We start from the raw sequence: 18,705 nt of genomic DNA, 5'->3' as shown, positions 1-18,705 counted from the left end.
TGGCTCGATCGGCCGGCGCACCCGAGACCTCGTGAAACGTTGAACGCCGCCGCCGTTTCGGTCGATACTCCCGGTGCTTGCTGTTCCTTCGCGCAAGGAGGCGACCTCGTTCATGCCGGCTCGTACACAGGGGACCCATCCGACGGCCGCGCTCGCGGCGGCGCTGTGCCTGCTCGGCGCAGCGACTCACGCCGACGCGCAGGAACCCTCTAGACCCGAAGGCTTCGCGCTCGACAGGTTCCAGCCTGCCCCCGCCGGCGACAGGATGTTCGGTGTCCAGTCCGCCTACACGGCAGGAAGCACCTCACCCCACATCATGCTCCTCGGCGATTATGCCCAGGATCCGCTCGTGTTGCGGCGGCTGTCGGGGAACGAGGATATCGACAACGACAAGGTCGTCGGCAGCCAGCTCCTGCTCCACCTGAGCGCCTCGCTCTCTCTGTGGGAGCGGCTCACGGTGAACGTCGATCTGCCGCTCGCGTTCCAGTCCGGCGACGGCGGGGCCGCCTCGGGGGCCTTGCTCCCGCCGCCGGCCAGCAGCGCCCTCGGGGATGTCCGGCTCGGCGCGCGCGCGACGATCTTCGGCGGGTACTTCGATCCGTTCCAGATCGCCCTCGCCGGCTACGCGTGGCTGCCGACCGGCGACCCGGAGGCGTATTCGGGCGACGGCAGCGTGCGCGGCGGTCCGCAGCTCGTCCTCGGCGGCCACCTCGATCGCGCGGTGTGGTCGCTCTCCGCGGGGCCGGAGTTCCGGTCCACGAAGCAGTTCGCCAACGTCGAGCAGGGGATGACGGTGCACTGGGGCGCCGGCTTCGGGCTGCTGCTCGATGACGAGCGGCGCCTGCAGGTCGGCCCCGAGGTCACCGGCGCGATCACGATCACCGATGTCCAGCAGCGCACGACCAACCTCGAAGCCCTGCTCGGCGGGCGCTACCGCGTCGCGGACGACTTCGAGGCCGGGCTCGGCATGGGCCCTGGCCTCACCCCCGGCGTCGGCACGCCCTCGTTCCGCGCGGTGGCCATGGTCGCCTACTCGCCCGAGGTGAAGCCGCCCGTGAAGGACCTGGACGGCGACGGCATCGTCGACGCGGACGACGCCTGCCCGCACGAGGCGGGCGTCCGCAGCCCGGATCGCACGAAGAACGGCTGTCCGCCGCCCAAGGACGCGGACCGCGACGGCATCCTCGACGCGGTCGACGCCTGCCCCGCGGTCGCCGGCGTCGCCTCGTCGGACCCGAAGAAGAATGGCTGCCCGCCGCCAGGGGACCGCGACAAGGACGGCATCCTCGATGACGTCGACGCGTGCCCGGAGCAGGCCGGCCCGGCGAACGACGACCCGAAGCAGCACGGCTGCCCGCCGCCGCCCGATCGCGACGGCGACAAGGTCCCCGATGCGTCGGACGCGTGCCCGGATCTGCCCGGCATCGCCACGACCGATCCGGCGACGAACGGCTGCCCGGGCGACACCGACGGCGACGGCATCCGCGACGACAAGGACGCCTGCCCGAACGAGAAGGGCAAGCCGAACGAAGATCCGACGCAGAACGGATGCCCCGTCGCGGTCCGGGTGACCGAGACCGAGATCGTCATCCTGCAGCAGGTGCAGTTCGACATCGGCAGGGCGACCATCCGTCCGGTGAGCAACGAGCTGCTCGACGAGGTCGCCGGCGTGCTCAAGGACCACCCGGAGATCCTCAAGATCGAGGTCCAGGGCCACACGGACGACCGCGGCACGCGCCAGTTCAACACGAAGCTGAGCCAGTCCCGCGCGGAGTCGGTGCTGAAGGCGCTCGCGGAGCGCGGCATCGCGGCCCAGCGCATGCAGGCGAAGGGCTACGGTCCTGACGTCCCGATCGCGGAGAACAAGACCGAGGCGGGTCGCCAGAAGAACCGGCGCGTCCAGTTCAACATCATCGAGAAGGAAAAGAAGCAGCCCTAGGCTGGAGGCGTCGATGGCAAAGCGATTGGTATTCACGGGGCTCACCAGCGCCGCGCTGCTCGGCGCGCTCTCCGGGACCGCGAGCGCGCTTCGAGAGATTCCGCGGGTCCAGGTGGCGCAGCGGGGTGATTTCGTCCTCATCGGCAACACGCTCGCGCACGACTGCGCGTCGTCCACGCCCGCGCCGCTGGTGGGCAGCATGGTCGGGGCGTGCGGCACGGCCGCGACGCTGGGGGACTCGGCGCCCGATATCTACTGGAAGTCCGACAGCCCGCTCGCCGGACAGGCCGAGGCGAACAACAACATCGCTCCCTCGGCGGCCAGCAGCGCCGCGGTCCTCAACCTCCCCGCGGGCGCGCGGGTGACCCACGCGTACCTCTACTGGGCGGCGAGCCACAGCATCGACACCGCGACCGATCTCACGGTGACCCTGGATGGGCCTGGAGGCTTCTCTTCCAGCGTGACCAGTGAGATCTCGGTCCAGAAGGAGATCTCGGGTCTCGCCCACGCCCAGACGGTCGCCGACGTCACCACGTTCGTGCAGACGCGCGGCGCGGGGGCGTATCGCCTGAGCGGGATCTCCAATGCGCTCGAGCTGAGAAACGCGAGCCTGCAGATCGCGTTGGCCGGGTGGTGGATGGTCGTGTTCTACGAGCTGACGACCGCGCCCGCGCGGAACCTCGCCCTCTTCGACGGGCTGGATCAGGTGACCGCCAGCGAGCCGGCGGCCTCGATGATCTCGAAGTTCGTCGTCCCGACGGGCGCTGGCCAGGCGAAGGTCGGTGCCATCGGGTACGACGGCGACAGCTCTACCGGTGGCGCGCTCCAGTGGAACGGGACCGCGCTGTTCGACGCGCTCAACCCGGCAAACAACTTCTTCAACAGCACCCGCTCCTTCCTCGGCGCGCCGGCGACCTCGGTGGGCGATCTGCCCAGGCTCACCGGCAGGGAGCAGAGCATGAGCGGCATCGACATCGACGTGACGCAGGTGCCGTCCGCGCTGCTCACGGCCGGCGCCACGCAGGCCGTGGTCAGAGCGTCCATCAGCGGCGCCCGCAGCTACCTGCTCGGCGGCCTCATCACGTCGATTCCGACGCGCCTCCCGGATCTCGCCACGTCCACAAAGTCGGTCCTCGACCTCAACGGCGGCGGCGTCACGCCGGGCGACACGCTCGAATACACGATCATCGTCGCCAACACCGGGGACGACAGCGCGGCGGCTGTCGTGCTGAAGGATCCGCTGCCCGCCGGCGTCACCTACGTGCCGGGGTCGCTCGAGATCGCCGCGGGCCCGAACATGGGCGGCGTGACCGACGCGCCCGGCGACGACGAGGGCGAGTACGTCAACGGGACGATCCACGTGCGGCTGGGCGACGGCGCCGGTGCGGCCCAGGGCGGGTCGCTGGGCGTCGGAGGGTCCACGACGGTGCGGTTCCGCGTGACCATCGATCCGGGCACGGGCGGCGAGATCGCGAACCAGGCCACCATCACCGGGCAGAGCCCCGCGGGAGGCGCCCCCCAGGACTACCCGACGGACGGCAACGGCGCGGAGGCGGGCGCGACGCCCACGACGATCCTCGTCGACAGCGACGGCGACGGGCTGAGCGACGGCGAAGAGAACGCCGCGGGCACGGACCCGAACGACGCCGACACCGACGACGACGGCGTGCCCGACGGCGACGAGGAGCTCTGGGATCGCGACACCGACGGCGACGGCCTCGTCAACGCGCGCGACGTCGACAGCGACGACGACGGGCTGTTCGACGCGACGGAGCTCGGCGTGACGAGCTGCGATGGCCCGGGGACGAACGCGCTGGCGGGGCACTGCGTGCCCGACGGCGACGGCGGAGCGACGACGACCGATCCGCTGGACGCGGACACCGACAACGGCGGCGTGCCCGACGGCTCGGAGGACGCCAACCTGAACGGCGTGCTCGACGCAGGCGAGACCGACCCGAGGGCCGGGCATGGCGCCGACGACAACCAGCGCACCGACACCGACGGCGACGGGCTCGGCGACGATCTCGAGCGGGCGATCGGCACCGATCCGGACGACGCCGACACCGATGACGACGGCGTGCGCGACGGCGACGAGCCGAACCCGACGGACGACAACGACGGCGACGGGCTCATCAACCCGCTCGACGTCGACAGCGACAACGACGGCCTCTTCGACGGGACCGAGCTCGGGCTCGGCTGCGACGGTCCGGGCACCGACGCCGCGGCGGGCAAATGCACCCCCGACGGCGACGCGGGCGCCACGAGGACCTCGCCGGTCGACGCGGACACGGACCGCGGCGGCGCGAGCGACGGCTCCGAGGACGCCAACCTGAACGGCGTCGTGGACAGCGGCGAGACCGATCCCCGGGCCGGCCACGGCGACGACGACGACGACGCGCAGAACACGGACAGCGACGACGACGGGCTGAGCGATGCCCTCGAGCGCTCGCTCGGCACGGACCCGAACGACGCCGACACCGACGGAGACGGCGCGCGCGACGGGCTCGAGCCGAACCCGGCGGACGACACGGACGGCGACGGCCTCATCAACGCGCTCGACGTCGACAGCGACAACGACGGCCTCTTCGACGGGACCGAGCTCGGCCTGGGCTGCAACGGCCCTGGCACCGCGCCGTCGCGGCGCTGCGTGCCGGACGAGGACGCCGGCGCCACGAGGACGTCGCCGCTCGACGCGGACACGGACGACGGCGGTACGAGCGACGGCTCCGAGGACGCCAACCTGAACGGCGTCGCGGACAACGGCGAGAGCGACCCGACCCGCGGGCATGCGGACGACGACGGCGACAACAACGACAGGGACGACGACGGGCTGAGCGACGACCTCGAGAAGACGCTGGGCACGGACCCGGGCGACGCGGACTCGGACGACGACGGCGTGCAGGACGGGCAGGAGCCGAACCCGGCGGACGACGGGGACGGCGACGGGCTCATCCACCCCCTCGACGTGGACAGCGACGACGATGGCCTCTTCGATGGCACGGAGCTCGGCCTCGCCTGCGACGGCCCCGGGACCAGCGCGGACGCCGGGCACTGCACGGCGGACGCGGACAGCGGGGCCACGACGACGTCGGCGGTGCGCCGCGACAGCGACGGGGGCGGCGCGACCGACGGCTCGGAGGACGCCAACCTGAACGGCGCGATCGAGGGCGGCGAGACCGACCCGACCGCCGGCCACGGCGCCGACGACGGCCAGAACGCCGACGGCGACGCCGACGGGCTGAGCGACGACCTCGAGGTGTTCCTCGGTTCGGATCCGGAAGATCGCGACACCGACAACGACGGCCTGCTCGACGGCGAGGAGCCGAACCCCAGCGACGACGGCGACGGCGACGGCCAGCCCGACATCCTGGACGCGGACAGCGACGGCGATGGGCTCTTCGACGGCACCGAGGCAGGGAGAGGCTGCGCGGACGCGGACACCGACGCCGCCGCCGAGAGCTGCACGCCCGACGCCGACGGCGGGGCCACGACGACGAGCGTGGTGAACCCCGACACCGACCGCGGCGGCCAGAGCGACGGCGACGAGGACCTGAACCACGACGGCAAGATCGACGAGGGCGAGAGCGATCCCAACGACGCCGGGGACGATCTCGGCGATCGCGACGGCGACGGCCTCTCGAACCGCGAGGAGACGGAGCTCGGCACCGATCCGGACGACGCCGACACCGACGACGACGGCGCGCTCGACGGCGAGGAGATCGAGCCGGCCGCCGACACGGACGAGGACGGGAAGATCAACGCGCTCGATCCCGACAGCGACGGGGATGGGCTCTTCGATGGGACCGAGCTGGGCAAGGACTGCTCGCACGAGGACACCGACGCCGACGCGGCCGCCTGCGTGCCGGACGGCGACGAGGGGGCAACGACGACCTCGCCGACGCAGGCCGACACCGACGGCGGCGGCGCGCCCGACGGCGAGGAGGACGAGGACCACGACGGGGTGATCGACGAGGGCGAGCGCGATCCGAACAACCCTGCGGACGATCAGCCCGCGGAGTGCGAGGAGGACAGCACGTGCGACGCTGGGATGGTGTGCGACGAGGCGACGAAGGAGTGCGTCCCGGGTTGCCGCAACCCGGACGACACCATCGGTCCGTGCACCACGGCGCCCCCCGGTGACGGCGTCGTGGTGCAAGGCGGCGGCTGCGCCTGCACGGTGGGCGCGGACGGCGACGGCAGCCGCTCGGCGCCGTGGGCCTTGCTCGCGGCCGGCGCCTGCGCCGCCGCGCTGCACCGGCGCCGCCGGCGCGGCTGAGCTCTCCCCCTAGGCGGCGCCCCCGCACGCACGAGCGGGGGCGCCTGTGCTACAAGCCTTCGAAATAACTATGCTTTTCTGCGATGAGCGCCCACCCGCAGGGCGCGTCCGCCCGCGGCCGATGCGCCGTGGGTTGCCATCGGCCGTCCGTGGCCTAACGATGTTTTTCTCACGGGAGAGTGCATTTTGCCCCGACCTTCTGATTCCGTCGTTCGTGCCATCACGATGGATGGCGCGTTTCGCGTCATCACGGCGCTGACCACCGAGACCGTGCGGGGGGCCGTGGCGGTGCAATCGGCCACCGGCGCGACAGCGCAGCGGCTCGGGGAGCTGATCACCGGCGCCATCCTCGTGCGCGAGGCGATGGCCCCGAACCTGCGCGTCCAGGCGATCGTCAAGGGCGCGGCCGGTCACGGGACCCTGGTGGCCGACTCGCACCCGGACGGCACGAGCCGTGGCCTTGTCAACCTGGGCAAGGGAGCCACGCCGGAGAGCGCGGTGGAGATCGGCGATGGGTCGCTGCTGCAGGTCATGCGCACGCTGCCGAGCGGCATGCTCCACCAGGGGGTCGTCGAGATCCCGAGCGCGGGCGGCATCTCCGCCGGCCTGATGACGTACATGCAGGAGTCGGAGCAGGTCGTCTCGATGATCGCGGTGGCGACGCTGATCGGCGAGGACGGCGTCGGCTCTTCCGGCGGCTACCTCGTGCAGCTGCTCCCGGAGGTCGAGCGCGGTCCGCTCATGGTGATGACCGAGCGGCTCAAGGATTTCGAGCGCCTCGACGACGTGCTCGCGCACGAGGGAGCCTCGGCGGACATGCTGCTCGGGGAGCTGCTCTACGGCATGCCGTTCTCGCGGCTCGACGACTCGCCCCTCAGCTTCAGCTGTCGCTGCAGCGAGCTCCGGGTCATGGCCACGCTGGCGAGCCTGCCGCGGAGCGATATCGAGGAGATGGTCACGGACGGGAAGGTCCTCGACATCCGCTGCGACTATTGCGGGAAGGACTACCAGGTGTCGCCGTCGCAGCTCCGATCGCTGCTGACGACGAGCTGAGCCGCCGCCCGCCCGCGCGCGGCCGGCGAGCCGCGCTGCGCGATGGGTCACGCGGGCTGGCGAGGCGAGAGGCCGCGGATCACGAAGTCGATGACCTGCTCGGTCTCGGCCTCGTCGTCCCACGCGGCGTCGGGAGCGACGTACACGCGGTGGACGATGTACCCCGCGAACGTCGAGGCCACGCAGCGAATCACGAGGTGGGGCGGCCACCCGACGATCTGTCCTTCGCGCTGGAAGCGCTCGATCAAGGCGATCGCCTTCGCAAGGAGCGGCCCGAGCACCCTGCCGGCGATGCCGAGCCGCAGCTCGGCGTCGAACGGCAGCTCCTGCGCGAGGATGCGCACGAGCTGCGGGTGCGCGCGCACGAACGCGATGCGCTCGGCGAGGAGCGCCCGCAAGAACGCCTCGAAGGTCGGGTACGTCACCTCGAAGAGCGGGTCCATGGATCGCGCCATCGCGGGGCCGACGAGCCGCTCGATGGCGGGGCCGATGACGCCGAGGAGGAGGTCCCGCTTGCTCGGGAAGTACTTGAAGATCGTCGCCTCGGCGACCCCTGCGCGCCGCGCGATCTCTCGGGTCGCGGTGCCGTGGAAGCCCTGCTCCGCGAAGGCGGCCACCGCCGCGTCGACGATCTTCTTCTGCGCCTCGGTCAGCGTGTCGTTCGGGCGCGGGCGTCGGCTCATCGGCGTCCTCTCTCCTTCACGTTCTAGCAGCGCCGCGCGGCGGCCCGGGCGCGCTTCGGGCGGCGCGCGCTAGGCGGCCTCGGCGCTGCGCGTGAAGAGCCGATCGAGCGCCTGGCCGAGCTCGCGCTCATCGAGCGGATCGCTGCGCACGCCGACATAACCGTCCGGCCGGACGAGGACGGCGGCTGTCGTTTCGACGCCATACGCCGCGTGGGCGCGCCCGTCGGGGTCTGTGTACCCTCCGGCCTCCGGCGCGCCGATGATCAGCACCCTGAGCTCCGGCCGGCCGAGCTGCGCTGCGATCCTCCGGGCGCGCTCGCCCGGCGCGGCGCCCGCGCCGTCCTGGGGTGGACCTGTGAAGAGCAGCAGCGTCGACTCGATGCCGCGCATCAGCTCGAACAGGTGGACCTGCTGTCCCGCCTCGCTGCGCAGCAGGGCGTCCGGCGCGCGATCGCCGGCGCGGGGCCCGCGCTCCGGCGGGTGCCCGATCTGGATCGACAGGGGGCTCTTCCGGTACCGGATCTTGAGCTGCGAGACGAACCCGAACACCCGGCGCTGCACGGCGGCGACGCCGAGGGCGCGGCTCATGAGGCGCGGCGCGAGCGTGCGCATCGTCCGGCCCATGAGGCCGTGCCCGGCCATGAACCCGAAGAGGCGGTCTGTGAAATCGATCAGGCGGCGGGCGACGGGCAACCGCTCCATCTCGTAGGTGTCGAGCAGCCACGCTGGCATCCTGCCCTGCTCGACGGCCGCGAGCTTCCACGCCAGGTTGTAGGCGTCTTGGATTCCGGTGTTCATCCCCTGCCCGCCGGCTGGGCTGTGGATGTGCGCCGCGTCGCCGGCGAGGAACACGCGCCCCTTGCGCAGCCGCGCGGCGACGCGGTGGTGAAGCCGGTAGCGCGAGAGGACGATCGCCTTCTCTACCTTGAACGGCGTGGGGATCATCTCGCGCATCACGCCTTCGAACTCCTCGAGCGAGGGCGACGCGCCCCGCGCTGGCGACGCTTCGGGCAGGATAAGGATGATCCGGAACCGATGGCTGCCGGGCACGGGGAAGGCTGCGGCCATGCCCCGATGCGAAGGGCTGATGTAGATGTCGCCGTCCGGCAGCGGCCAATCGATGACGAGGTCGCCGAGCATGCAGTGATCGTCGTAGGTGTCGCCCTCGAAGGCGATGTCTGCGCCCCTGCGGACGGCGCTGCGCGCGCCGTCGCAGCCGAGGAGCCACTTCACGCGCGCCACCTCGGTGCTCCCGTCGGCCCGGCGGAGCGTGCAGGTGACGCCGGCGCTGTCCTGGGTGTAGGAGTCGAGCTCGACGCCGCGCTCGAGCGTCACGCCGAGCTCCGAGAGCCGCGACGCCAGGACGCGCTCGGTGTCGAACTGCTGGATGACGAAGATGCCTGGAACGGGCGTGGCCAGCTCCGGGAAGTCGAAGATCGGCAGGCGCGCCCGCTGTCCATTCGAGAGGAGGAGGTTGAGCCCTCCGACGCGCATGGCGTGCGCCATCGCCGCGTCGGCGACCCCCATGCTGGAGAAGATCTCCATGGTCCGCGTCTGCACCGCGAGCGCTCGCGAGTGATCCGGCGGCGGCTCCAGCGCCTTGTCCACGATCCGTACCGTGAGCCCGCGCCGTGCGAGCTCTCCGGCCATCGTCAACCCCGTCGGCCCTCCACCGACGACCAACGCATCCAAAGCTTCTGTCATAGGCTGCCCCCGGATTGGTGAGTGAGTATTTACTCACTTTATGGATCGGCCCTGGGAGTTAGGCAAGGCTCCCGGATGCGACGCATCACACATTGACGCACATGGGCCGACCGCACCGCTCGGGGTTCGGTCGGGGCGGTCGATCGCACCGGGGTTGGGGCTGGCGGGACGACCGAGGTTGAGGCCGACCGAGGTTGGGGCTGGCGGGACGACCGAGGTTGGGGCTGGCGGGACGACCGAGGTTGGGGCTGGCGGGACGACCGAGGTTGGGGCCGACCGAGGTTGGGTCGAGTTCGACCCCGGAGAGGGCCTGCACGGTGCCGAATCGCTTGGTGATGCCGCCCAGTTCGAGGATCGGAGTTCGCCGCGCAGCACTCAGGGGGTCGAGGGCAGCTCCCGACCCAGAGGATGCCTGCCGCCTTGCAAGCCTCGACGTGCTGGGCCTGCTGATCTCCTCTTTGGACCAGAAGGCGTCTGCGATGACCGTATCCTTCAGGTTCTCCTTGGCGATCACGAGGGGGACCAAGAGCACCGAGAGGACATCCTTTTCCTATTGTTCACAGTCTTGCCTCCGGTGACGTCGGTGGGCACCGGCCTGCCCGTGGACTCGTACCGCGCCGTCTTCGACCCCAGCAGGAGGAGCTCAATCCTGGCCCGTCCGGCTTACGCACAGCGGCAAACGCCGTTCATGGAGGGCTCCGAGCTCAACTGGCTCCGCGCGCCGCCTCCGCTGGCTGGAGCACGCGTGACGCGGCCCCCTCACTCCACGTAGCCCACCCCAGAAACGCCATGCCAGCGACGATGGCGCAGCGGAGCGCGGTGTCCGCAAAGCACACGAAACGTCGCTCAGCGCAAGAGCAGTGGAAGAGCCGTCCGCTCGACCAGTGTACACTGTGTACAACCCGCGATCGGATACCCCACCATCTGCGACATCGATAAAACGTTACCATGGCAAACGCCTTGCTGGCACCTGGCGGATCCGTATAAACTGCGCCTCTCAACTTCCTTCCGCTCGGCCTTCGGACTTGGTCGGGCGGTCTCAGAGGTATTCAAGATGCGACCGATGGCAAGGTGTGCGCCGCGGCTCGTCCCGATGGAGTCGGGAGCAGCTCGTATCCGGGGTTCCAGGGTGAAGACGTCGGCATCGTCGGGAGCGCCGCTGCAGCTGGGCAGTCGCTGCAATCGAGTCCACGAGTCGAGCTCCTGGCTGAAGGGGACCACGGCGCTCTGTGCGATCTCGCTCCTGACGCTCGTGGCGTGCGCCCAGGGCTCCAGCCTCGGCGACGAGAACACGGGGGGCGGGGGCGGCGCCTCCGCCGGCGCGGGCGGGACGCCTTCATCCAGCTCGGCTGGCGCAGGCTCGACCGCCGCTGCGACGAGCGGCTCGACGAGCTCCACGACGAGCGGCTCATCGAGCGCTGGCGGCGATGTCACGAGCGCGACGGTGAGCAGCTCGGCAGGCTCGGGTAGCGCCGACGGTGCGGGTGGCGCTGGGGGCCAGGGCGGCGCCGGGGGTCTGGGCGGCGCTGGCGGGGAGGACGCTGCGAGCTCGACGGCGAGCACCACGGCCAGCTCCGCCGCGAGCACCACGGCCAGCTCCACCGCGAGCACCACGGCCAGCTCCGCCGCGAGCACCACGGCCAGCTCCACCGCGAGCACCACGGCCAGCAGCACGGCAGGCGCCGGCGGCGCGAGCGCCACGAGCTCCACCATCGCGAGCTCCACCACCGGCGGCGTGACCACGCCGGCGCTCGAGCTGCAGTATGCCGCGAGGGACACCAACGTCGAGTCCCAGCATCTTTCGTTCATGGTCCGGATCAGGAATACGAGCGATGAGACCATCGCTCTCAGCGATCTGACGATTCGCTACTGGTTCACGGCCGATGTCACGAAGGTCGATCTCAGGAGCATGTGCGACTTTGCGTCGACCCTCGGCGGATGCGCCAAGGTCACCAGGACGTTCGGCACGGCATCGGGCACACACGCCGATCACTACCTCGAGATCGGTTTCCTCACCGACGCGGGTAGCCTCGCTCGTAACGCCACGTCCGGAGAGGTGCAGATCCGCATCTTCAACGGCGACGAGTACGACCTCATGACGCAGACCGACGACTACTCCTTCGGCACCACGACCACCTTCATGCCTTCTGAGCAGATCACCGTGTACCACGAGGGCGTGCTCGCCTGGGGAACAGAGCCCTAGCGGCCACGCGAGCGAGCTCCACCTCCAGCGAGGGCGAGCTCCGCATCCTTCGCGACGTCGACGGCCGACCCGGGCGCGCGCTCGCCAGGCCTCGGAAAACGCTCAGCTCCTGCGCTCGATCCAAGGACGGATCCCCCGTCGGCCAGACCAGCCCGACCTGACGTCGAGGCCTGTCGCCCCGTGAAGGACGCGACGCCCCCGCACGTCCGTCGCTGCCCCGTGGCAGCCTGACACGCCGCGCGCGCGCGCCACACCCGCTCCACGCTCCGGCCCATCCGAGGTCGCCCCGTTGCAGCCAATTTTCCTGGGAATTGCGCCCCGCACCGGGCCGGGCGCGCTTCCGCTGCGTCTGAAGCCGGACAGCACGAACGGCACCATCCTTGAATGCCTTCAGCCCGGACCTTCAACGTCATGGATGCCACCGCACGCGCGCTCAATCCTCCCCCGTCGTCGGACACCCGGCCTGCAAAGGCCCCGATCCCGCGTGATGCGCCGCGAAGCGGGCCGCAGCGCGGGCATGGGCTCGATCGGCTCGAGATCCTGAAGCGGCGGGCCGCGGACACCCCCGGCCTCATCAGCTTCGCGGGCGGGCTGCCCGCCCCGGGCGAGTTCCCACGCTCGAAGCTCGCGGCCTCGTTCGTGCGCGCGCTCCAGAACCCCAGCTGCCCGGCGCTCCAGTACGGCTGGCCCGAGGGCCACGAGGACCTCCGCGCCTGGATCGCCGGGCAGCTGCGCCGGCGCGGCGCCCAGGTCGCCCGCGACGACGTCATCGTGACCAGCGGCGCTCAGCAGGCCGTATCCCTCGCCGCGCAGATGATCCGCGGATCGGGCGCCAGGATCGGCGTCGACCCCGAGAGCTACCCCGGCGCGATCGAGCTGTTCCAGGCGCTCGGCGCGACGATCATCGATGACCACAGCCACGTCGATGCCCATTACCTCATGCCGGCCATCTCGAACCCGCGTGGACGCAAGCTGTCGCGCGGCGATCGGGCCAAGGTCCTCTCGAGCCTTCGACCCATCATCGAGGATGACGCTTACGCCGATCTCTCCTTCGACGGCCCCGCCCCGCGGCCGCTCCTGGCCGACGCGCCCGATCGCGTGTTCCACGTCGGGACGTTCTCGAAGACGCTCTGCCCCGGCCTCCGCATCGGCTGGCTCGTGCCCCCGCGCGCCCTCCGGGCCGACGTCCTCCAGCTGAAGCAATCCGACGACCTGCAAGCGGCCAGCCTGCCGCAGGCCATCCTGGAAGACTACCTCCGCACCGAGGACTTCGATCATCGGCTCGTGCGCCTGCGGGAGTTCTACGGTCGCCGCGCTACCCGCATGGAGCGGGCGCTCCGACGGTACCTTCCCGGCTGGCGGTTCGACTTGCCCGCCGGCGGCTTCGCGATCTGGGTCGAGCCCGACGCCGAGCCGAACGAGGCCTTCTTTCTGGCCGCCGCCATCGAGCACGGCGTCGCCTTCGACCCGGGCTCGATGTTCCGGGCTGGCGGCGCCGTGAGCCCGTTCGCCCTCCGGCTCTGCTTCTCGTCGGTGTGGCGCGACGACGATCTGGACGAGGGCGTCCGGCGCCTGGCGCGGTGCTGGGCCGAGATCACGTAACGTCGCCGGCGGGCGCCGGTGCGCGAAAGCGCCCCTCCTCACTCCCTCCCTCCTCACTCCCTCCCTCCTCACTCCCTCCCTCCTCACTCCCTCCCTCGCGCTCCCTCTCTCGCTCTCTCCTCTCCCGCTCTCTCCCTCTCCCTCCCGGTCTCCGGTCATCGACGATTCGTCGCATCACGCTGCCGCACGCTCGGCGTCGACGGCGCGACCGACTGGCTTGGCGGGCACATCCGCGGGCCGCTCACTGCGCCAAGGGGCCGCCTGGCTTGTGCGGGACGGGCGGACGACGATCGAGCAGCTCCCGCGCCGCGGCGCGGACGACGGCGGGCACGTCCGCCGCCGCCGTGAGCCTCAGGAGCTCGGGCCGCAGGAGGAGGCGCACCATGGGCACCGCGATCTCCTGCGGCGCTCCCGGGTTCTGGACGATCGCCATCCGCACCCGCGCCCGCTGCGGCCACTCGGGGTGCCGCGCGATCTCCGTCAGGACCTCCGCGTTCGCCGGGCGCCGCGCCGCGAGGCGGACGACGTCATCCTCGGTCAAGCGCGGGTTGGCGAGCAGGTTGCGGATGACGAGCGGGTGCGGGTCCCGGAGCAGCGCTTCGAAGGCCGCGCGGGTCGGCCGCCGGGCGAGCGCGCGCCGCTCGCCGAGCGTGAGCGCGCGACCGGCGCTCGACGCGGCGACCAGCCGCTCGTCGGGCGGCGGCGAGGCCGGCTGCGCCTCGGGCCGCCGCGCCTTCCGGCGCAAGAGGCGCGAGAGCGGCAGCAGGGCGTGGGAGGACGCGAGCTCGCGGAGCTGCTCGACGCGCTCGGAGAGCGCGGGATCGGCGAGGATCGGCACAACGGCGCCCAGGACGTCGCGCGCGACGGGGTTGGCCTGCTCGGCGTCGCGGCAGAGATCGTCGAGCGCACGGGCGACAGCCGGGGGATCGGCGCGCAGCACCTCGCTCCGCAGGAACGCGACCCGCAGCCGGAGCTCCTTCACGGACGAGATGGCTCGCCTCCATCGCCCCGCCAGCGCATCCACGCCATCAATCTACATCGCCGGCGTCCCGGCGTGGAGCGCGTGCCCAGCAGATTGCGATGCGCGACGTACCCCGGGCGGTTATCCTGCGCCGCGCCATAGGGGACGGCGCAGCCGATCCCCGAACACCGACGAGGGGACGGCGCAGCCGATCCCCGATCGCTGACGAGGGGACGGCGCAGCCGATCTCCGATCGCTGACGAGGGGACGGCGCAGCCGATCCCCGTCTTGAAAGGGAGGAGTCGCATGTCCGAAAAGGTTTCGTTCCCCGCGAAGGACGGGTCCTCGGCGACCGGCGAGATCGTCTGGCCGAAGCAGGGGGGCAAGGCGCCTGCCGTCGTCCTGATCCAGGAGTGGTGGGGCGTGAACGATCACATCCGTTCGCTGCTCGACCGGCTCGCCGCCGCCGGGTTCATCGCCCTCGCGCCCGACCTCTACCACGGCACGACCACCAAGGATGCCACCGAGGCCAACCGGCTGATGACCGAGCTCGACAAGCCGCGCGCCCTCGAGGAGATCGCCGGCGCGGTCCGCTTCCTGGCGGCGCACGAGCGGTCGACCGGCAAGGTCGGCGTCATCGGGTTCTGCATGGGGGGCGCGCTGACCTTCGCCGCCGCCGCGACGATCCCGGAGCTCGCGGCCGCGGTGCCCTTCTACGGCGTCCCGAGCCCCGCGCCCGACTACGCGCGCGTCAAGGCGCCGATCCTCGCCCACTTCGCCGCGCGCGACGGCTGGGCGACGCCGGCCGCCGCCGAGGCGATCCGGAAGGAGCTCGCCGCCCGCGGCCAGTCCATGGAGCTCCACGTCTACGACGCCGACCACGCGTTCGCGAACGACACGCGCCCCGAGGTCTACGCCCCCGAGGCCGCCAAGCTCGCGTGGGAACGGAGCATCGCGTTCCTGAAGCAGCACCTCGGCTGAAATCGGCTGAGCACGACCGCGGTCCTTCCCGGAGCACGACCGCGATCCTCCCGGGGGATCCGCGCGGCGCGCGGGGCGCCAGCCGGGCGCCTTCTTTGCCGTCGCGCAATGAACCCTGATATACACGCTTACATGGCCCTCCCCCCGGTACTCCCGGGCTCGATCCAGCAGGCGGAGTCGCCGATCGACCGAGCGCTCTCGCTGGCGCTCGCGGGAGAGCGGGACGCGGCGCTCCGCTGGGCCGCGGCGCTGGTCCGACACGACCCGACCATGCCGTCGGCGCTCTGCCTCTGCGGGCGTCTCCTCGGGGAGCTCAACCGGCACGAGGCCGCGCGCGAGGCGTGCTCCACCGCGATCGCCCGCGCCATCGACCTCGAGAACCTGCCGCTCGCCGTGGCCGCCGCGCGCGAGAGCGAGCGCTTCGGCGGCGATCCCGGGCCCGGGCTCGACCTGATCGCCGAGGCGTTCTGCCGGGACTCGCCGAGGCTCGGCGAGGGCGCGCCGCCGCCGCCGCCCCTGCCGGCGGCCGAGGCGTTCCAGCCGCTCGCCTCCGTGCTCACCGGCGCGCTGCTGCTCAACAAGGCGACGGAGATCATCCACGACGCCACGCGCAGGCTCGCCGCCCAGACCGAGCACCCCGGTATCGCGCGCCAGCCGGTCTTCTCGTCCGTCGGGCGGGACGCGCTCCGCGCCCTGTGCGCGGCCTTCACGCCCGTCTGGGTGGCGGCGGGGACGACCGTGATCGAGCAGGGCGCCGCGCGCAGCGAGGCCTACTTCGTCGCGCGCGGGGAGCTCGAGGCGCGACGTCGTCGCGGGGACGAGGAGTTCGTCCTCGCCCGGCTCGCGAACGGCGCCATGTTCGGCGAAATGGCGCTGCTCTCGCGGGCGCCGCGCACCGGGAGCGTCGTCGCCACGCGCCCCTCCATCGTGCTCGAGGTGAAGCGCGACGCGATCGACGACATCGCGCAGCGCGAGCCCGAGGTGGGCCTGGAGCTCGCGGCCTACTGCCGGGACCGCATGGTGGAGAACCTCGTCCGCATGAGCGACGTGCTCCGCGTCGTCCCCGAGGCCGACAGGCCCGCGCTCGTGAAGCGGTTCCGCACGCGCACGTTCGAGAAGAACGAGCGGCTGCTCGTCCAGGATGAGCGGCCGCCGGGCCTGTTCCTCATCGCCTCCGGCGAGGTCGCCGTCGTCCGGCGCGACGCGGCGGACGACGCCCGCCTCGAGCCGCTCGTGCTGTCGACGCTCGGCCCCGGCGACGTCGCCGGCGAGATCGCGATGGTCCTCCGTCGCGCGGCGAACGCCGACGTGATCGCGGCTCACCCCACCGTGACGCTGTACCTGCCGGCCACCGAGTTCATGGGTCTGGTCGAGGATCACCCGGCCGTGCTGGCGCAACTCTACAAGCTCGCCGTCCAGCGCGACGACGAGACCACGAGCATCATGGCCGAAGAGGTCTCCGTGGCCGAGGACTTCGTGTTGATCTAGGGTACCGATCAGATCGAAATTTGGAGAAATGAACCACGGAGGAGCGGAGTTTTGTTGTTGTTCCCTCTGTGTCTCTGTGGTTCAAGCTCTCTCGCGCGGGGTTTCAACTGTTCGGTGCTCTAGCGACGTCCGGCGAGCACGCGGCACGTGCGCCGATTGACGCTCCGCACCACGCCCCGTAGACTTTCAGTCTGTCCGTTGTGCTTGTTGACCAGCACTGAACAATCACCAGCGTAGGGAAGGCCACGCGCGCACCACAGGTCCTGCGACAATGACGACGAACGCGTTCGGGCTGGAGGGACAGGTGCTGGTCGGCCGGTATCGGCTGCTCCGCCCTCTCAGCTCGGGCAGCATGGGCACCGTCTGGCGCGCGGACGATCTCACGCTGGGCTCGCCGGTCGCGATCAAGATGCTGGGGCCGCTCTACGCGAAGGACGAGACGGTCCGCGCGCGCTTCTACCAGGAGGCGCAGGCGGCGGCGGCGCTCCGCAGCCCGAACGTCGTGCAGATCCTCGATCACGGCGTCGACAACGACGTCCCCTTCATCGCGATGGAGCTCCTCGAGGGTGAGGACCTGGCGCACCGGCTCGAGCGTGTCGGCGCGCTCGAGCCGGCCGATACGGCGCGCATCTTCGCCGACGTCGCGCGCGCCGTGCGCAAGGCCCACGACGCCGGCATCGTCCACCGCGACCTCAAGCCCGACAACATCTTCCTCGCCCGCGACGACGACCGGGAGGTGGCCAAGGTCCTCGATTTCGGCGTCGCCAAGACGCGCCTCTCCGGCAGCGAGGGCATCGGGACGCAGGCGGGCGTGCTGATCGGGACGCTGCCGTACATGAGCCCTGAGCAGGCGCAGGGCGCGACCGTCGATTACCGGTCGGACCTGTGGGCGCTCGGGGTCATCGCCTTCGAGTGCGTGTGCGGCCGGGCGGCGATCACGGCCGAGGCGCCCGGCGCGATGATCCTCGAGATATGCAGTGACCCGCTGCCCATTCCCTCGAAGGTGGCGTCCGTGCCCGTGCCGCCCGCGTTCGACGAATGGTTCGTGCAGGCGTGCAGGCGTAATCCGAACGAGCGTTTCCCCTCGGCGACGGCGATGGTCGACGCGCTGCGCGACGTGCTCCTGCCGCCCAGCGAGGCGCAGGAGGGCGGGCGGGCCTCGGCGAGCTCGATCCCCGGCGGCGCGGGCGACGCGACTCCTTCCGTCCCGCCCATCTCCGCTGCGCCCATCTCCGCCTCCCCGCTCTCCGTGGCTCCGCTCTCCGGCCCGCCGATCTCCACCTCGCCGCTCTCCGTCTCGCCAGGCGGGAGCGCGGCCTCGGCGCCGGGCCTCTACGACGAGGCGGAGGCCGACTCGAGACCTCGCCGCAGGACGCCGGCCGCGGTCCTCGCCTTCGGCCTCGCGGCGTCGGTCCTCGGCGGGGGGCTCTTCATGGGCTGGCGCGCGCTCGGCGGCGACCCGACCCCACACGCGCTGCCTCCCGGCGCGGCCTCGCCGCCGGGGACGCTCGAGACACGGCCTGCCGTCGCGCCGGCGAGCGATCCCCCGGTGGAAGCGCCTTCCCCCAGAGGAGCGCCCGAGATCGCGCCCTCCAAGGACGCCACGGCCGCGGCGACCTCGCCTGCGGGCGGCGAACGCGCCGCGGAGCCCGCCGACGCTCCGGCCGCGGCCGCCTCCTCGATCCGGACGGCGCCGCCTCGTCCGGGCAAGGCGGCTTCCTCCTCGCTGCGGCAGAGGCCCCCGCCCGCGGCCGCGCCTGCGGCCTCCAGCGCGACGCGCCCCAGGTCCGACCGCCTCGGCTTCTGAGGAGACGA

Annotated in this window: 11 protein-coding genes; 8 read left to right on the top strand and 3 right to left on the bottom strand. The window is 71.6% G+C overall.

Features of this window, described 5'->3' with window-relative positions; genetic code table 11:
* Window positions 1-112 precede the first annotated feature (112 nt).
* The 3 genes from WME90_RS00360 to WME90_RS00350 all read left to right on the top strand — a co-directional run bounded on the left by WME90_RS00360 (window position 113) and on the right by WME90_RS00350 (window position 7,268).
* Entirely contained in the window at window positions 113-1,939 is a 1,827-nt protein-coding gene (locus tag WME90_RS00360) for an OmpA family protein (protein ID WP_437279040.1), read from the top strand.
* A gap of 13 nt (window positions 1,940-1,952) precedes the next feature.
* A complete protein-coding gene (locus WME90_RS00355) occupies window positions 1,953-6,215 on the top strand; it encodes a hypothetical protein (RefSeq protein WP_437279039.1) in 4,263 nt (1,420 codons plus the stop codon).
* Window positions 6,216-6,401: 186 nt separating this feature from the next.
* Window positions 6,402-7,268 carry an Hsp33 family molecular chaperone HslO gene (locus WME90_RS00350; protein WP_437279038.1) on the top strand — a complete coding sequence of 289 codons (867 nt, stop codon included), beginning with the start codon at window positions 6,402-6,404 and terminating at the stop codon, window positions 7,266-7,268.
* Window positions 7,269-7,315: 47 nt separating this feature from the next.
* Here WME90_RS00350 and WME90_RS00345 read toward each other — a convergent pair whose 3' ends face one another.
* Together WME90_RS00345 and WME90_RS00340 are read right to left on the bottom strand one after the other, a co-directional pair.
* Window positions 7,316-7,951, bottom strand: coding sequence for a TetR/AcrR family transcriptional regulator (locus WME90_RS00345; RefSeq protein ID WP_437279037.1), 636 nt, complete (start codon window positions 7,949-7,951; stop codon window positions 7,316-7,318).
* Between the two features lie 69 nt (window positions 7,952-8,020).
* Window positions 8,021-9,655: an FAD-dependent monooxygenase gene (locus WME90_RS00340; RefSeq protein ID WP_437279036.1), complete on the bottom strand. Its 1,635-nt coding sequence runs from the start codon at window positions 9,653-9,655 to the stop codon at window positions 8,021-8,023.
* A gap of 1,129 nt (window positions 9,656-10,784) precedes the next feature.
* Between WME90_RS00340 and WME90_RS00335 the strand changes: the two genes are divergently transcribed.
* A complete protein-coding gene (locus tag WME90_RS00335) occupies window positions 10,785-11,858 on the top strand; it encodes a cellulose binding domain-containing protein (RefSeq protein WP_437279035.1) in 1,074 nt (357 codons plus the stop codon).
* 384 nt (window positions 11,859-12,242) lie between these two features.
* A complete protein-coding gene (locus WME90_RS00330; RefSeq protein WP_437279034.1) occupies window positions 12,243-13,460 on the top strand; it encodes a PLP-dependent aminotransferase family protein in 1,218 nt (405 codons plus the stop codon).
* Between the two features lie 241 nt (window positions 13,461-13,701).
* Here the strand turns inward: WME90_RS00330 and WME90_RS00325 are convergent, their stop codons facing one another.
* Window positions 13,702-14,484: a hypothetical protein gene (locus WME90_RS00325; protein WP_437279033.1), complete on the bottom strand. Its 783-nt coding sequence runs from the start codon at window positions 14,482-14,484 to the stop codon at window positions 13,702-13,704.
* Between the two features lie 243 nt (window positions 14,485-14,727).
* Between WME90_RS00325 and WME90_RS00320 the strand changes: the two genes are divergently transcribed.
* From WME90_RS00320 to WME90_RS00310, 3 genes are all read left to right on the top strand, one after another.
* Window positions 14,728-15,402 carry a dienelactone hydrolase family protein gene (locus WME90_RS00320; protein ID WP_437279032.1) on the top strand — a complete coding sequence of 225 codons (675 nt, stop codon included), beginning with the start codon at window positions 14,728-14,730 and terminating at the stop codon, window positions 15,400-15,402.
* A gap of 132 nt (window positions 15,403-15,534) precedes the next feature.
* Window positions 15,535-16,890, top strand: coding sequence for a cyclic nucleotide-binding domain-containing protein (locus WME90_RS00315; RefSeq protein ID WP_437279031.1), 1,356 nt, complete (start codon window positions 15,535-15,537; stop codon window positions 16,888-16,890).
* Between the two features lie 271 nt (window positions 16,891-17,161).
* On the top strand, window positions 17,162-18,697 hold the full coding sequence (locus tag WME90_RS00310) for a protein kinase domain-containing protein (protein WP_437279030.1): 1,536 nt from the start codon (window positions 17,162-17,164) through the stop codon (window positions 18,695-18,697).
* Window positions 18,698-18,705 lie beyond the last annotated feature (8 nt).

Origin of the sequence: Sorangium sp. So ce375 (genome assembly GCF_051473855.1) — a bacterium.
Lineage (GTDB): Bacteria > Myxococcota_A > Polyangia > Polyangiales > Polyangiaceae > Sorangium.
Note: the sequence above shows the minus strand (reverse complement) of the source record. Positions and strands in the feature narration are given on the sequence as shown.

Coding starts and splice junctions, on each gene's coding strand:
- WME90_RS00340 (WP_437279036.1), bottom strand. CDS start 9,655: ATGACAGAAGCTTTGGATGCGTTGGTCGTCGGTGGAGGGCCGACGGGG.
- WME90_RS00330 (WP_437279034.1), top strand. CDS start 12,243: ATGCCTTCAGCCCGGACCTTCAACGTCATGGATGCCACCGCACGCGCG.
- WME90_RS00320 (WP_437279032.1), top strand. CDS start 14,728: ATGTCCGAAAAGGTTTCGTTCCCCGCGAAGGACGGGTCCTCGGCGACC.
- WME90_RS00345 (WP_437279037.1), bottom strand. CDS start 7,951: ATGAGCCGACGCCCGCGCCCGAACGACACGCTGACCGAGGCGCAGAAG.
- WME90_RS00310 (WP_437279030.1), top strand. CDS start 17,162: ATGACGACGAACGCGTTCGGGCTGGAGGGACAGGTGCTGGTCGGCCGG.
- WME90_RS00315 (WP_437279031.1), top strand. CDS start 15,535: ATGGCCCTCCCCCCGGTACTCCCGGGCTCGATCCAGCAGGCGGAGTCG.
- WME90_RS00355 (WP_437279039.1), top strand. CDS start 1,953: ATGGCAAAGCGATTGGTATTCACGGGGCTCACCAGCGCCGCGCTGCTC.
- WME90_RS00360 (WP_437279040.1), top strand. CDS start 113: ATGCCGGCTCGTACACAGGGGACCCATCCGACGGCCGCGCTCGCGGCG.